This window comes from Cellulomonas sp. IC4_254, assembly GCF_011603975.1.
GTDB lineage: Bacteria > Actinomycetota > Actinomycetes > Actinomycetales > Cellulomonadaceae > Cellulomonas.
The window spans coordinates 1-15376 of record NZ_JAANNB010000002.1; the positions used below are offsets into that span (position 1 = coordinate 1).

Annotated in this window: 11 protein-coding genes; 7 read left to right on the forward strand and 4 right to left on the reverse strand. The window is 74.5% G+C overall.

What is annotated here, in order from left to right; all coding sequences use genetic code 11:
• Positions 1-1230 (reverse strand): LCP family protein (locus G6556_RS00325; RefSeq protein WP_346774630.1); only part of this gene is annotated, 1230 nt, incomplete at its 3' end.
• A 98-nt stretch (positions 1231-1328) separates the two neighbouring features.
• Here G6556_RS00325 and galE point away from each other — a divergent pair.
• Positions 1329-2300: a UDP-glucose 4-epimerase GalE gene (gene galE / locus G6556_RS00330; RefSeq protein WP_166937589.1), complete on the forward strand. Its 972-nt coding sequence runs from the start codon at positions 1329-1331 to the stop codon at positions 2298-2300.
• A gap of 74 nt (positions 2301-2374) precedes the next feature.
• Here galE and rfbB read toward each other — a convergent pair whose 3' ends face one another.
• Positions 2375-3370, reverse strand: coding sequence for a dTDP-glucose 4,6-dehydratase (gene rfbB, locus G6556_RS00335; RefSeq protein ID WP_166937590.1), 996 nt, complete (start codon positions 3368-3370; stop codon positions 2375-2377).
• Between the two features lie 176 nt (positions 3371-3546).
• On the opposite strand from rfbB, the gene G6556_RS00340 reads away from it, so the two are divergent.
• From G6556_RS00340 to G6556_RS00360, 5 genes are all read left to right on the forward strand, one after another.
• Positions 3547-6399: a peptidoglycan recognition protein gene (locus tag G6556_RS00340; protein WP_166937591.1), complete on the forward strand. Its 2853-nt coding sequence runs from the start codon at positions 3547-3549 to the stop codon at positions 6397-6399.
• 78 nt (positions 6400-6477) lie between these two features.
• Positions 6478-7353, forward strand: coding sequence for a class I SAM-dependent methyltransferase (locus G6556_RS00345; RefSeq protein WP_166937592.1), 876 nt, complete (start codon positions 6478-6480; stop codon positions 7351-7353).
• A gap of 5 nt (positions 7354-7358) precedes the next feature.
• Positions 7359-8186 (forward strand): ABC transporter permease, encoded by an 828-nt coding sequence (locus G6556_RS00350; RefSeq protein WP_166937630.1) that lies wholly within the window; start codon positions 7359-7361, stop codon positions 8184-8186.
• The gene (locus G6556_RS00355) at positions 8183-9364 is read left to right on the forward strand and encodes an ABC transporter ATP-binding protein (RefSeq protein ID WP_346774631.1); all 1182 of its coding nucleotides are present in this window, start codon (positions 8183-8185) and stop codon (positions 9362-9364) included. Before G6556_RS00350 ends, G6556_RS00355 begins: the two co-directional genes overlap by 4 nt.
• Positions 9361-10758: a glycosyltransferase gene (locus G6556_RS00360; protein ID WP_346774632.1), complete on the forward strand. Its 1398-nt coding sequence runs from the start codon at positions 9361-9363 to the stop codon at positions 10756-10758. The genes G6556_RS00355 and G6556_RS00360 overlap by 4 nt, the downstream gene beginning before the upstream one ends.
• A 63-nt stretch (positions 10759-10821) precedes the next feature.
• Here the strand turns inward: G6556_RS00360 and G6556_RS00365 are convergent, their stop codons facing one another.
• Positions 10822-12324, reverse strand: coding sequence for a glycosyltransferase (locus tag G6556_RS00365; RefSeq protein ID WP_166937593.1), 1503 nt, complete (start codon positions 12322-12324; stop codon positions 10822-10824).
• A complete protein-coding gene (locus G6556_RS00370; protein WP_166937594.1) occupies positions 12321-12671 on the reverse strand; it encodes a hypothetical protein in 351 nt (116 codons plus the stop codon). The genes G6556_RS00365 and G6556_RS00370 overlap by 4 nt, the downstream gene beginning before the upstream one ends.
• A gap of 66 nt (positions 12672-12737) precedes the next feature.
• On the opposite strand from G6556_RS00370, the gene G6556_RS00375 reads away from it, so the two are divergent.
• On the forward strand, positions 12738-15311 hold the full coding sequence (locus tag G6556_RS00375) for a glycosyltransferase (RefSeq protein WP_166937595.1): 2574 nt from the start codon (positions 12738-12740) through the stop codon (positions 15309-15311).
• Positions 15312-15376: the final 65 nt, after the last annotated feature.

Genomic DNA, 15376 nt, shown 5'->3' on the forward strand with positions numbered 1-15376 from the left:
GGCGGGGTCCCCGGTCGCGGTGTCGCCGGTGCCCGTGTCGCCGGTGCCGGTGCCGGTGTCGCCGGTGCCCGTGTCGCCCGTCCCGGCACCGGTGTCGCCGCCCGCCGCGGTGTCCTGGCTGGTGCCGGACAGCATCGGCTGGTCGGCCGCGACGTTCGCCCAGATCGCGTCGGCCTCGGAGGTCCACACCACCCGGTTCGGGTCGCTCGGCGCTGCGGCGAACGGGATCGTCATGAAGGAGATGTTGTCAGCCGACGCGCCCCGCAGGCTGTAGGCGAGCCCGGCCATGTCGGAGATCGAGCTGAACCCGGAGTCGATCGACAGCGACTCGGTGGCCGAGTCGAGGAACCGGATCAGCTGCGTGATGTCGGTGAGCATGTTCTTGCTCAGCAGCTCGCGCACGACGGCGGCCAGCAGCTCCTGCTGGCGGCCGAGGCGGTTCGTGTCCGACCCGTCGCCGACGCCGACGCCGGTCCGCGCCCGGGCGAACGCCAGCGCCTGGGTGCCGTCGAGCGTCTGCTGGCCGGCGGTCAGCTGCAGGCCGGCCTTCGGGGCGTCCATGTCGTTGGGGATGCAGATCGGGACGCCGCCGATGGCGTCGACCATCTTGGTGAACCCCGCGAAGTCGACGACGACGAAGTGGTCGATCCGCACGCCGGTGTTCTGCTGCACGGTGTTGACGGTGCAGGCCGCGGCCGAGGCGATGTCACCGCCGTTGTCGGCGCCGATCGAGAACGCGGAGTTGAACATCGCGTTCTTCTGGACCCCGGTGGTCGAGCCGTTGCTCATCGTGCAGGACGGGATCGTGACCAGGGAGTCGCGCGGGATGGAGATGAGCTCCACCCGGGTCCGGTCCGCCGAGATGTGCGCGACGATCGTGGTGTCCGAGCGCATGCCGCCGACGTAGCCGCCGATCGCCTCGTTCTCGCCGTCCCGCTCGTCCGAGCCCATCAGCAGGATGTTGACGTCGCGGCCGCTCGCCGGGTCGTCCGGGTCGGCGGGGCCGGTGGCGGTCACGGCGGGCTCGGGCAGCGCCTGGATCAGGTCGCTCGCGTCGATCGTGTTGATGTTGCTGTTGAGCTGGACGTACAGCGCCGCCGCCCCGGAGGCGCCGAAGCACAGCACCGCCACGACGGCCAGGGCGGCGCCGCGCAGGACGCCGTGGCTGCGCCGGGGGCGGCCGTGGCGGACGGCACGCGGGCGCGGCGGAGCGGCATGGCGGGAGGTCACGAGGGACGAGCATAGGAGCACACCCGCGCCCGCAGGGGTAACCACGGGGGTGAGCCGGTGGAGGATGTGTGCAGGTGGGGCTGGTTAGGCTGGCGCGCATGACCGTGCTCGTCACCGGCGGCGCCGGCTACATCGGGGCGCACGTCGTCCGCCTGCTCGTGGGGTCCGGCCGGGACGTCGTGGTCGTCGACGACCTCTCGTCCGGCACGGCGGAGCGCGTCGGCGGGGCGGAGCTCGTCCGCCTGGACGTCGCGGGCCCGGGTGCCGCGGAGGCCCTGGGGCGCCTGGTGCGCCGCCGCGGCGTGACCGACGTCGTGCACTTCGCGGCCCGCAAGCGGGTCGACGAGTCGGTGACGGACCCGCTGCGCTACTACGCGCAGAACCTCGACGGCCTCGGCGCGGTGCTCGCGGCGGGCGTCGCGGAGGGCGTGCGGTCGGTGGTGTTCTCGTCGTCCGCCGCGGTGTACGGGGACGTCGCCGGCGGGCTGGTCCGCGAGGACGCCCCCACCGCCCCGGTGAACCCGTACGGGCGGACCAAGCTGGTCGGCGAGTGGATGCTGCGGGACGTGGCCGCCACGGGCGCGCTGCGCGGGACCGCGCTGCGGTACTTCAACGTCGCCGGCGCGGGCTGGCCGGACCTCGGCGACCCGGCGGTCGCCAACCTGGTGACGCGTGTGCTGGACGCGGTCGGGCGGGGCGAGCGGCCGCGGGTGTTCGGCACCGACTTCCCGACCCCCGACGGCTCCGGGGTCCGCGACTACGTGCACGTGATGGACCTCGCGCGCGCCCACGTCGCTGCGCTGGACGCGATGGCCGACGACGCCGAGCCGTACCGCTGCCTCAACGTCGGCACCGGGACCGGCACGTCCGTGCTCCAGGTCGTCGAGGGGCTGGCGGCCGCGATGGGCACGCCGATCGCGACCGAGGTGGTCGGCCGGCGGGCCGGGGACCCGGCCGAGGTGGTGGCGGACCCCGCCGCGATCGAGCGGGTGCTCGGCTGGCGCGCGCAGGAGACGCTCGCCAGCACGCTCGCCAGCGCGTGGGACGCCTGGCGGCACGCCCGCCCCTGACCCGGAGCGGGCCGCGGCCCCGCAGCACGACGACGCCCCCGCCCGGTGACCCGGACGGGGGCGTCGTCGGTGCGTCAGCGGCCGAGCTGCGCGTACTTCGCCTCGGTCGCGTCCTTCTGCGGACGCCACCAGGCCTCGTTGGCCTGGTACCACTCGATCGTGGCGGCGAGGCCGTCGCGGAACGTCGTGTACCGCGGCTCCCAGCCGAGCTCGGTGCGGAGCTTGGTCGCGTCGATCGCGTACCGCAGGTCGTGGCCCGGGCGGTCGCTCACCAGGTCGTAGGCGTCGGGCGCCTGGCCGGTCAGCTCGAGGATCAGCTCGACGACGGTCTTGTTGTTCTCCTCGCCGTCCGCGCCGATCAGGTAGGTCTCGCCGAGGCGGCCCTTCGTGATGATGTCCCAGACGGCCGAGTTGTGGTCCTCGACGTGGATCCAGTCGCGGACGTTCTCGCCGGTGCCGTAGAGCTTCGGCCGCACGCCGTCGATCACGTTGGTGATCTGGCGCGGGATGAACTTCTCGACGTGCTGGTACGGGCCGTAGTTGTTCGAGCAGTTCGAGATCGTGGCGCGCACGCCGAACGACCGCGCCCACGCGCGCACCAGCAGGTCCGAGGACGCCTTGGTGGACGAGTACGGGCTCGACGGGTTGTACGGGGTGTCCGGCGTGAACTTGGCCGGGTCGTCCAGCTCGAGGTCGCCGTAGACCTCGTCGGTGGAGATGTGGTGGTAGCGCACGTCGTACCGGCGCACCGCCTCGAGCAGCGTGTACGTGCCGATGACGTTGGTGTGCACGAACGGCCACGGGTCGTGCAGCGAGTTGTCGTTGTGCGACTCGGCGGCGAAGTGCACGACGACGTCGCTGTTCTTCACCAGGTCGTCGACGATGTCGTGGTCCGTGAGGCTGCCCTTGGCGAAGGTCACCTGGTCCCACACCGGGGCCAGGCTCTTCTCGTCACCCGCGTAGGTGAGCGCGTCCAGGACGGTGACCTGCACCTCCGGGTGCTCGCGCACGACCTGGTGCACGAAGTTGGAGCCGATGAAACCGGCTCCGCCGGTGACGAGCATGCGCACGAGAGGACCTCCGAGGTGAAAGTGGGCGGCACCCAGCGTACCGATCACGCCGGGGGCCCGGGCGTACCGGGACCAACCGGACGCCGCGGGGGGACACGCGGAGGCCGTCCTTGACTGCAGTCACTCCGTGGCTGACCCTGCGAGGGTCCGCCGTCGTCCACCACGGGACCTCCGCCATGCCTTCGCGCCTCCTCCTCGCTCTCGCGGTCGCCGCCGCGACCGCCGTCCCGGCGGGGCTCCCGCCGGCCGCGGCCGCCGCAGCACCCGCCCCGGCCACCGCGGTGGCCGCCGACCCGATCGGGGTGTCGGAGGAGTCGCTGCAGGCGACCCTCGGGACGCCCGGCGCCGAGCCCGACGCGGCGGAGCCCGCCGTCGGCACGACCGTGCAGGAGGCCACGCTCGTCGTGGCCCCGCAGGCCGACGCCGAGCCGGTCGCCCCGGACGCCGCGGCCCGCACGGCGCAGGGCGCCGAGCCCGACGCAGCCGAGCCCGACGCCGCCGAGCCCGACGCCGCCGACGCCGCGCCCGCCCCCGAGGACCTGCCCGCGGTCGACGCCGCGGACGAGCCGGTCGTCGCCGACCTGCTGGACGCCACCGAGCCGGAGCGGGTCGTGACCCCGCCGGTCGACACCACCGGCGCCCAGACCGTGGGCGTGACCTGGCCGGCCGGCGCCGAGGCGGCCGACCTGGCGCCGCAGGCCCGCACGCTGTCGGACGGCACCTGGTCCGGCTGGACCGACCTGGAGGCCTCCGACCTCGCGGCGGACGCCGGCGGGGTCGACGCCGAGCACGAGCTGCGCGGCGGGACCGACGCCCTGTGGATCGGCGAGGCCGAGGCGGTGCAGCTGTCGTTCGCCGCCACCGCCGAGGGCGGCCCGCAGGACATGACCTTCGTGCAGGTGAGCTCGCCCGAGGAGGAGCCCGCCGTCGCGGGCGCCCAGGACGACGCCGCGGCGAGCGTCGAGGGTGCCGCGTCCACCGGCGACGCCGTGATCCGCACCGCTGCCGCTGTCGTGCCGGCCGCGGTGGACGCGCCGCGGGTGTACTCCCGGGCCGAGTGGGGCGCCCGCGCCCCGTCGTGCACCCCGGACGTGGCGCGCACGCTGCTCGCGGCCGTCGTGCACCACACGGCCGGCAGCAACTCCTACACGTCGGTCGCCCAGGCGATGCAGCAGATCCGGAACGACCAGGCGTACCACATCACCGGTCGCGGCTGGTGCGACATCGGCTACAACTTCCTCGTCGACAAGTGGGGCAACGTGTACGAGGGCCGGGCGAACTCCGGCACCCAGCCCGTGATCGGCGTGCACGCCGGCGGGTTCAACACCTCGACGGTCGGCATCTCGATGCTCGGCGACTACAGCTCGATCACGCCGTCCGCCGGCACGCAGGAGTCCGTGGCCCGGCTGATCGCCTGGCGGCTGTCGCAGTACCACCGCGACCCCACGAGCACCGTCGGCTACACCACCCTCGGCGGCGAGAACTCGCGGTACCCCGCGGGCACGTCGCTCGCGCTGCCGGTCGTCGTCGGCCACCGGGACACCGCGTACACCGCGTGCCCGGGCAACGCCGGCTACGCCGTGCTGGGCGCGATCAAGAACCGGGCCCGCGCGATCATCGGCGCCGGCTTCGTCAACCCGGCGGCGACCGCCTCGTCCATCGGCATCGGCGGGTCGGTCTCGGTCACCGGCGGCGTCATCACCGGCGCGAACTGGTCGCTGGCGGTCACCGACACCCGCACCGGCATCATCGTGCAGCGCGTGAACGGCAGCTCCGGCGCCTCCGGCGGCGGCGCGATCGCGACCTGGAACGGCACGTCCTCGGCGGGCAACGCCGCGGGACCCGGCACCTACCGGCTGACCCTGACCGGCACGTACGGGGCGACGACGCTCGTGCCCTACACGGCGAACGTCACCGTCACCGGCAGCCAGAACCCGCCGACCGTGGCGCCGGTGGCGCTCACCGGGGACCTCGGGTTCGTCCCGATGACGCCGACCCGGGTGCTCGACACCCGTCCGTCCGCGGCCTCGCTCGGCGCGGCCTCCCGCGTGGACGTCAAGGTCGCGGGCGTGTCCGGCATCCCGGCGGATGCCAAGGCCGTCGCGCTGACCGTCACGGCGGTCAACTCCTCGACGATCACGCACATCCGGGCCTGGCCCGCCGGGCAGACCATGCCCAACGCCTCGGTGCTCAACACCGACCCCGGCCGCACCACGGCGGGCTCGCTCGTGGTCGGCGTCGGGGGCGAGGGCAAGGTCAGCCTGTGGAACAACCTCGGCAGCACCCACCTCCTGGTGGACGTGACGGGGTACTACACGAGCGCGTCCGGCACCGGCTACGAGGCGCTCGGCAGCGCCACCCGCGTGCTCGACACCCGGCAGTCCGGCGGCGCCGTGCAGCCGCGCACCCGACGCACCGTGCAGGTGGCGGGCACCGGTGGCGTGCCGGCCGACGCGACGGCGGTGGCGGTGAACGTCGTGTCGGTGCGGCCGGGCGGCTACGGCTACGTCGCGGTGGTCCCGAGCGGGGCCGCCGTGGGCAGCACGTCCACGGTGAACAACCAGCCGGGCCGCGACGTGGCGAACCGCGCCGTGGTCACGCTGACCGGGGGCAAGCTGGACGTGTACGTCGACGGCGTCGCGCAGCAGGTCGTGGTCGACGTCGTCGGCTGGTACGGCTCGTCCGCGTCGGCCACCTTCACGCCCATCGCCCCGGTGCGGGCGTTCGACACCCGCTCGGGTGCGCCGCTGGGCGCGGGGGAGACCCGCTCGCTCAACGTGGCGGGGCTGCCCGCGGGTGCCTCGTCGGTGGCGATGAACCTCACGTCGACCAACGCCTCCGCGGCGGCCACGTACCTGACGGTCTGGGGCGCCGGCGCGCGGCCCGGGACGTCGGACCTGAACGCGGGCGCCGGGCGTGACCAGGCCAACCAGGTGTACGTCGCCCCGAGCGCCGGGCGGGTCAACGTGTACAACAACCTGGGCACGAGCCACGTGGTCGCGGACGTGTTCGGGTACTTCGCCGACTGAGCCGGTCCGACGGGGGCGCGGGCGACCGCGGGTATGCTGACGCGGCGCTCGCGCCCCCGGACGATCGGAAGTCTTCCCATGTCGCAGTACGACACGACGCTCGACCTGTCGGTGTCGAACACCAGCCACGCGCAGGTGCTCAGCCTGGTCCCGGCGGGCAGCGACGTGCTCGACGTCGGGTGCGCCACCGGCTACCTCGCCGAGGCGCTGACCGCGCGCGGCTGCACCGTCAGCGGCGTCGAGTACGACCCCGAGGCCGCCGAGAAGGCGCGCCCGCACCTGCAGCACCTCGTCGTCGGCGACCTCAGCACGATGGACGTCGCGGCGGAGTTCGGGGACCGGACGTACGACGTCCTCGTGTTCGCCGACGTCCTGGAGCACGTCGCCGACCCCGCCGACGTGCTGCGCCGCCTGCTGACGCTGCTGCGCCCGGGCGGCTCGGTCGTCATGTCCATCCCGAACGTCGCGCACGGCTCGCTGCGCCTGGCGCTGCTGCAGGGCCGCTGGCAGTACACCGAGGTCGGCCTGCTGGACCGGACGCACATCCGGTTCTTCACGCGGCGCTCGGTGCTCGAGCTGCTGGCCGAGACCGGCCTGGCGGCCGCGGACCTGCGCACCACGTTCCGCGACCCGCTCGACGCGGACGTGGAGATCGACGCGGCCGCGCTGCCACCCGGGGTCGTGGACTGGGTCCGCGCCCAGGAGGACGCCACCACGTTCCAGTTCGTGCTGCGCGCGGTCCGGGACGACGCCGACGCCGCCCTCAGCCGCGCGGTGGCCGAGCGCGAGTCGCTGCGGTCGCAGGTCGCGACGCTGCGGGACACCGCGGAGCGCGCCCGCGCCGAGCGCGACGCCGCCGTGGCCTCGCTGCGCGAGGTGCAGGGCACGCTGGGCTGGCGGCTGCTGCGCGTGCCCCGGTCCCTGTACGGCAAGGTCCGCGGGGGCGCCCGGTGATCACCATGGTGCGCGAGCTCCGGCAGGCGCCGGAGCTCCTGGCGAACCTGACCCGCCGCGAGGTCAAGGGCAAGTACAAGCGGACCGTCCTGGGTCAGCTCTGGTCGCTGGTGAACCCGCTGGCGCAGATGCTCATCTTCACGGCGGTGTTCTCGTTCGTGCTGCGGGTGCCGATCCCGACGGGCGACCCGTCCGGGCTGCACAACTTCGCCGTCTACCTGCTGTGCGGCCTGCTGCCGTGGGGCTTCTTCGTCAACGTGCTGAACGGCGGCATGGGCTCGCTGGTCGGCAACGAGAACCTCATCAAGAAGGTCGCGTTCCCGCGGGCGGCGCTGCCGCTGTCCAACGCGCTGTCGCTGGTGTTCTCGTGGTCCATCGAGATGGTGGTGCTGCTGATCGCCCTGACGCTGCTCGGTGCCGCGTCGCTGCTGTGGACCCCGGCGGTCGTCGTCGTGATGGCCCTGCTGTTCCTGTTCGCGTTCGGGGTCTCGCTGATGCTCTCCGTCGCGAACGTGTACTTCCGCGACACCCAGCACTTCGTCGGGATCCTGACGCAGGCGTGGTTCTACGCGACGCCGATCGTGTACCCGACGTCGCTGGTGCTGGAGCAGTCCGAGAAGCTCGGCCCGCTGCTGGGCTCGGTGACCCTGTACGACGTGTACCGGCTGAACCCGATGGAGCGGTTCGTGGAGCTGTTCCGCGCGCCGCTGTACGACAACACCTGGCCGCCGCTCGACTCGACGCTGTACTGCGTCGCGTGGGCCGTGGGGTCGGTGCTGCTCGGCGTGTGGGTGTTCAGCCGGCACGAGAAGAAGCTGGCGGAGGCGCTGTGAGCGAGGCAGCCGTCACGGTGGACTCCGTGACGAAGAAGTTCCGGGTGTACCACGAGCGGAACCAGACGCTGAAGGCCGCGGTCATGCGGCGCCGGCGGTCGGTCTACGAGGACTTCCTGGCCCTGGACGACGTGGGCTTCGAGATCCCGCAGGGCAGCACGTTCGGCCTGGTGGGGGACAACGGCTCCGGCAAGTCGACCCTGCTCAAGTGCCTGGCGCGGATCCTGTACCCGGACTCCGGCGACGTGGTCACCCGCGGGCGGGTCGCCGCGCTGCTCGAGGTCGGCTCCGGGTTCCACCCCGAGCTTTCCGGCCGGGACAACGTCTACCTGAACGGCTCGATCCTCGGGATGAGCCGCGAGGAGATCGACCGCAAGTTCGACGCGATCGTCGACTTCTCCGGCGTCGAGCAGTTCATCGACCAGCCGGTGAAGAACTACTCCTCCGGCATGTACGTGCGGCTCGGGTTCTCGGTCGCGATCCACGTCGACCCCGAGATCCTGCTGGTCGACGAGGTGCTCGCCGTGGGCGACGCCGCGTTCCAGGAGAAGTGCACCGAGAAGTTCGTCGAGTTCCGCCGGGACGGCCGCACGGTCGTCGTGGTCAGCCACTCGATGCCGTCGCTGCGCAACATGTGCGACAACGTCGCGTGGCTGTCGCACGGCAAGCTGGTCGAGACGGGCGAGGCGAAGCCGATCCTCGAGCGCTACCTCGACTCCACCCGCACGGACCAGCGGACCGGCCGGGACGGCGAGGTCCGCTGGGGCTCCGGCGAGGCGCAGATCGACGCCGTCGAGCTGGTCGGCCCGTCCGGCCCCGCCGCCTCGTTCCGCACCGGTGACGAGGTGACCATCCGGCTCCGGTACACCGCGCGGGAGCGCATCGAGAACCCCGTGTTCGGCCTGGCGCTGGAGTCGCACGACGGCGTCTACCTGTGGGCGAACAACACCCGGGACCTCGGCCACCGCATCGACGCCATCGAGGGCTCCGGCGTCGTCGAGTGCACCATCCCGCGGCTCGCGCTGCAGCCGGGCACCTTCCAGGTGATGGCGTCGGTGGTCGACCAGTCCACGACGCACGTCTACGACTACGTGCGCGAGGGCGCGCGGCTGGTGGTGGACTTCGGCACGCCGGTGGAGTCCGGCGGCTACCTGGCGCTCGACGGGCGCTGGTCGTGACCGCGCCGGCGCCGGCGGGCACCCGGCAGCGGGTCCTCGTCGTCACGCTGGACACGATCGCCGACCGGATGGCCGGCCCCGCGATCCGCGCCTGGGAGATCTCCCGGGCGCTGAGCGAGGAGCACGACGTCCGGCTCGTCACCTTCGGCCGGTGCAGCCGCGACGGCGTCGGCTTCCGGGCCGAGCACACGACCGTCGAGGCGTTCCGCGCGGACGTCGACGCCGCGGACGTGGTGGTCGTCCAGGGCTTCGTGTTCAACGCGTTCGCGTGGCTGCAGGACTGCCCGCAGGTGATCGTGGTCGACCTGTACGACCCGTTCCAGATCGAGACGCTCGAGGTCGACCGGTACAAGCCCGCCGCCGAGCGCGAGCGGGCCCTGGCGTTCGCGCTGGGCGAGCTCCGCGACCAGCTGCGCCGCGGCGACCTGTTCCTGTGCGCGTCCCGCCGGCAGCGCGACCTGTGGTTCGGGCACCTCTCGGCCGCCGGCCGGATCAACCCGGACACCTACGACGCCGACCCGAGCCTCGCGTCGCTGCTCACGATCGTCCCGTTCGGCACCGCGCCCGAGGCGCCCGTGCAGGCGCGGCACGCCATCAAGGGCGCCACGCCCGGGATCGGCCCGGACGACAAGGTCGTGCTGTGGGGCGGCGGCGTCTACAACTGGTTCGACCCGCTGACGCTGATCCGCGCGGTCGACCGGGTGCGCGCCCGGGTGCCGGAGGTGCGGCTGTACTTCCTCGGCATGAAGCACCCCAACCCCGACGTGCCGGAGATGGCCGTGGCCACCCGCACCCGGGACCTCGCCGACGAGCTCGGCCTGACCGGCTCGCACGTGTTCTTCAACGACGACTGGGTGCCGTACGAGACCCGCGCGGACTACCTGGTGGACGCGGACGTGGGCGTCAGCTGCCACTTCCCGCACGTGGAGACCGAGTTCTCGTTCCGGACGCGCATCCTGGACTACCTGTGGGCCGGGCTGCCGATCGTGTCGACCGAGGGCGACGGGTTCGCCGACCTCGTGCGCGAGCGGGGCCTGGGCCGCGCGGTGCCGCCGGAGGACGTGGACGCGCTGGCGGACGCGCTCGCCGAGCTGCTGACCGACGCGGACGCCGCGGCGGCCGCGCGCGCCGCCGTCGCGGAGACGGCCCGCGAGTTCACCTGGCCCGTGGTGCTGGCGCCGCTGGTCGAGTTCTGCCGCGCGCCGCGCCGGGCGGCCGACGCGCACCGGCTCGCCACGTCCGACCCGGCCGCGCCGGTGCCGGTCGCGGTGCCGCGGGTCGGCCGGCTGCGCGCGCTGCGCACCGACGCGGGCGCCGTCTGGCGGCACCTGCGGGCCGGCGGCGTGCGCCAGGTGGTCGCGAAGGTGCGCTGGCGGCTCGCCCGCCGCCGCTGACCGCGTCGGCGCCCAACGGACCGGTGCCCCCGCGGGCACCGCTGCCCGCGCGGGCGCCGCGCGTCAGCGCACCGAGCGGTGGTTCACGTGCGGGTCGTGCTTCGCGAGCTCGACCGTCTTCTCCACCAGGTACTGCCGCTCGAACGGCCGCACGTCGGCCACCCGGCTGGAGCTCTCGTAGTGGAACAGCGTCGCGAACGGCGTGCACACCACCGACCGCCCGGCGGCCACCACCTTGTGGCAGAAGTCGACGTCGTTGAACGCCATCGGCAGCTCCTCGCTGAAGCCGCCGAGCTCGAGGTAGAGGTCGCGGGGGACCAGCACGCACGCGGCGGTCACGGCGAGGTAGTCGACGTCGACGATCTTCGCGCCGAAGTGGCTCGCGTCGTCGGCGCCCACCCGGTGCGCGTGCACGGGCAGCCACGCGTCGTCGTGCACGATCCCGACGTGCTGGATGGTGCCGTCCTCGAACAGCAGCTTGGCGCCCACGGCCCCGACGCCCGGGTCCTGCGCGACGGCGACCATGCGGTCGAGCCAGCGCGGCTCCACCACCTCGGTGTCGTCGTTCAGCAGCACCACCAGGTCGCCGCGCGCGACCCGCACGCCCTCGTTGACCGAGTGCGAGAACGAGAACTCGCCGGTCACGGGGGCGACCGTCAGCCGGTCGCCGGCCAGGTCGCGGACCACGTCCACGACCCCCTCCGGGGTGTTCTCGCTCGCGACGAGCACGATCTCCCACCGCGGGTAGGTGGTCCGCTCGACCAGGGAGCGCACGGCGGTCTCGACGACGAGCGTCGACTCGCCGCGGACGTCGCGCCGGCCGCCGCCGGTCGGGATCACGACCGAGACCAGGGGCGGCGGCTCCGGCAGCGTCCGCCAGACCCGCAGGTAGCCCGCCGGGTCCGCGACCTCGACCGTCGCGGGGACGCCGAGCCGCTCGTACCGGGCGGCGACGGCGCGCCGGCCGGCCTCGACGTCTGCGGGGTCCGTGGACGGCGGGCGCAGCCGGGTCACGCCGATGACCGGCAGGTGCTCGACGCGGTCGGTGGCCTCGGTGACCCGCAGGTGCAGGTCCCACTCGGCGGCGCGCTCGTCGTCGGCGACGCCGCCGACCCGCTCGGCCAGCGTGCGGCGGACCAGGCAGAGCCGGCCGAGGTAGTCCCAGCCCTCGAGGTAGTGCGGCGCCCAGCCGGGCTTGGTGTGGATGCCCTCGATCCCGGGGGCGTCCCACTGCTCGTCGACGTACAGCACGTCGGCCTCGGGCCGGGCCGCCAGGTACTCCGCGGCGGCGGACAGCACGCCCGGCTCCAGCTCGTCGCCGGGCGCGAGCAGGCCGAGGTAGTCGCCGCCGGCGCCGGCCGCGCGGGCGCCGAGCGGGCCGCCGACCCACTCGACCCGGCGGGGCAGCGCGGCGTCGACGGCCTCGCGGCCCTGCGGGGAGACGCTGCCCGGGTCGGCGACCAGCCGGGCCGGCGCGCCGGGGTCGAGGGCCAGGCTCCGGGCGGTGCGGAGCACGGTGGCGTCGTCGCCGCCCCCGAGCAGGACGACGGACAGGACGGGGCTCATCGCTGGGACAGCCCCGCGCGCACGTAGCGGCCGGCGACCGACCGGGCGCGCCGGACCGCCTTCCGGAGCAGGCCGGCCGCGGAGGCCGGGCGCTGCTGGACCTGCGCCTCGAGCTCGCGGACGTACGCCTCGCGCTCGCGCAGGGCGTGGGTCTGCTCGCGGAGCAGCGCGTCGCGGCGCGCGACGGCCGCGCGGAGCACGTGCAGCTCCGCGGTCACGGCGTCGAAGCGCTGCTGGAGGAGGGGCTCGGCCGTCGCGGCGGCGCGCTCGGCCATCCGCTCGTGGGCCGCCCGGTCGCGTCGCGCGAGGTCGGCGTGCCACGGCGCACGGGTCGGCGAATCGGACATGGCGGGAACACTAGAGCATCCGGGGCCCGGGACGGCAGCGACGCCCCAGCGTCTAGACTCGGCCGGGTGCGTGTCGTCCAGGTGTCTGCCCACTTCCCGCCGAACCTGGTGAGCGGGGGCACGCTGGTCCCGCAGCGCATCGCCCGCGGCCTGGCCGACCGGGGGCACGACGTGCACGTGTACGCGGGGTACCTGGACGAGGACCGCGAACCGCTGAGCACCTGGACCGAGGACGACGGCCACGGGGTGTCGGTGCGCTGGGTCGTCACGACGCCGTGGACCGCCTGGTCCGACCCGCGCAACAGCCTGAACCCCGCCGTGACGGCGGACTTCGAGCGCTGGCTCGCGGAGGTCCGGCCGGACGTGGTGCACCTGCACTCGCTGCAGACGCTCGGCGCGGGGCTGGTCGGGGCGGCCCACCGCTCCGGCGCCCGGGTCGTGGTGACCATGCACGACTTCTGGTGGTCGTGCGCGCGCCAGTTCCTGGTCGCGCCGGACATGCGGCCGTGCAGCCTGGTCGTCGACTGCGGCACCTGCCCGTGCGCGGTGTCGCACGACTGGCTGGAGCGCCGCAACGCGCGGCTGCACGCCGAGCTGGAGCACGCGGACGTCGTGCTCGCGCCCTCGACGAGCGCCGCGCAGGTGCTCGCGGCCAACGGCGTGGACCCGGCCCGGCTGGTCGTGGACGAGAACGGGGTCCCGCAGGGCGACCGAGCGCCGCAGGCCGGGCCGCCCGCCGCGCGCGAGCCGGGCGGTCCGGTCCGGTTCATGTTCGCCGGCGGCGCCGACCCGATGAAGGGCCTGCCGGTCCTGCTGGAGTCGCTCGCGGCGCTGCCCGGCGACGGCTGGACCCTCGACCTGTACGGCGTGGACCCCGCGGCGGCGCGCGGCGCCGGGCCGCTGCCCGCCGCGGTGCGGTTCCCGCCGGCCTACGACCGGACGACCGTCGCCGACGTGATGGCCGCGCACGACGTGCTGGTGCTGCCGTCGGTCATGCGCGAGTCGCACTCGATCGTCACCCGGGAGGCGCTGGCCGCCGGCCTGGCCGTGGTCTGCACGGACACGCTCGGCCCGCAGGAGGTGGTCGAGGACGGCGTCAACGGGATGGTCGTCCCCGCCGCCGACCCCGAGGCGCTCGGCGCCGCCCTCGCGCGGCTCGCCGCCGACCCGGCGCTGGTCGCCCGGCTCCGCGAGGGGCACGACGACGTGGCGATCCGCGAGTTCACCGACCAGCTCGACGGGCTGGAGGAGCTGTACGCCGGCCTGGTCGCGCCGTCGCACGAGGAGGAGGACCGCATGTCGGAGCAGGACGCGCTCGAGGCCGAGGACGCGCTGCTGCAGCGGGTGCTGTTCGTGGTGGGCATCCGGGGGGCGGCCCTGCGCTACCGGGGGTTCCTGCCCGCGGAGGCGCTGCGGCTGCGCGGGGTGCACGCGGACGTCCGGCACTACCGCGACCCCGAGGTGCCGGCGCTCGCGGCCCGCGCCGACGCGCTGGTGCTCTACCGGGTGCCGGCGACGCCGCAGATCACCCAGGTGGTCGAGGACGTGCGCGCGCGGCCCCGGCCGGTGCCGGTGCTGTTCGACATCGACGACCTGATCTTCGACCCCGCGCTCGAGGGGCAGGTGCACGGCCTCGACGTGCTGTCCCCGGAGGAGCACGCGCTGTGGTGGCGCGGCGTCGCGCGGTACCGCACCACGATGGAGCTCGCGGACGCCTACGTCGGCAGCACCGAGCGGCTGTGCGAGCACGCCACCGCGACCACCGGGCTGCCGGCGTTCCGGTTCGCCAACGGCGTCGGCGTCGACCTCGCGAAGCAGAGCGACCGCGCCCGCGCCCGCGCGCGCACCCCGGGGCCCCTGCGGATCGGCTACTTCAGCGGCACGAACACGCACGACGCGGACTGGGCGGTCGTCGAGCCCGCGGTCGCGCGGGTGCTCGCGGCGCGTCCGGACGTCGAGCTGTGGCTAGGCGGGTTCCTCACCACCGGGCCCGCGCTGGAGCCGTTCGCGGACCGGGTGCGCCGGCTGCCGATGCTGCCCTGGTACGAGCTGCCGGGCCGGCTGCGCGACGTGGACGTCAACCTCGCGCCGCTCGTGCTCGAGAACACGTTCAACGAGGCCAAGTCCGCCATCAAGTGGCTCGAGGCGGCGCTGGTCGAGACCCCCACGGTCGCCTCGCCCACGCAGCCGTTCCGCGAGGCGGTCGACGACGGGCGCACCGGGTTCCTCGCGACGGACGAGGCCGGCTGGGAGCGCGCGGTCGGCGCGCTGCTGGACGACGCCCTGCTGCGCCGCCGGGTGGGCGCCGCCGCCCGCCGCGAGGCGCTGCTGCGCTGGGGCCCGCACGCGCAGGCCGGCGCCTACCTGGACGCCCTGCGCGGCGCGGCCGCCGTCCGGCGCGCCCACGGGCCGCGGCAGGCGACCGGCTGGGTGCCGGTGCAGGACGACGAGCCGTTCGACGTCGCCGAGGGCTGGATCGACGCGCACCCGGGGATCCCGGACGACCGCCGGGCCCAGCTGATCGCCCGGGCGGCGGGGCTGCCCGGCGGGCGGCAGGCCGTGGCGGCCGCGCGGGTGCTCCGCGCGGGCGGGCCGTCGGCGCTCGCGCGCAAGGTGGCGTCCCGGGTCCGCACCCGCTGACGGTCCCGGGCGGGGCGGATCGGACATTTCGGGGCGATCCGCCCGGGGTTGGCGAGGGGCCCCCG

What these genes read in the sequence shown, in the direction of transcription:
- galE (WP_166937589.1), top strand. Translation starts at nt 1,329, where the DNA reads ATGACCGTGCTCGTCACCGGCGGCGCCGGCTACATCGGGGCGCACGTC.
- G6556_RS00340 (WP_166937591.1), top strand. Translation starts at nt 3,547, where the DNA reads ATGCCTTCGCGCCTCCTCCTCGCTCTCGCGGTCGCCGCCGCGACCGCC.
- G6556_RS00345 (WP_166937592.1), top strand. Translation starts at nt 6,478, where the DNA reads ATGTCGCAGTACGACACGACGCTCGACCTGTCGGTGTCGAACACCAGC.
- G6556_RS00350 (WP_166937630.1), top strand. Translation starts at nt 7,359, where the DNA reads ATGGTGCGCGAGCTCCGGCAGGCGCCGGAGCTCCTGGCGAACCTGACC.
- G6556_RS00365 (WP_166937593.1), bottom strand. Translation starts at nt 12,324, where the DNA reads ATGAGCCCCGTCCTGTCCGTCGTCCTGCTCGGGGGCGGCGACGACGCC.
- G6556_RS00370 (WP_166937594.1), bottom strand. Translation starts at nt 12,671, where the DNA reads ATGTCCGATTCGCCGACCCGTGCGCCGTGGCACGCCGACCTCGCGCGA.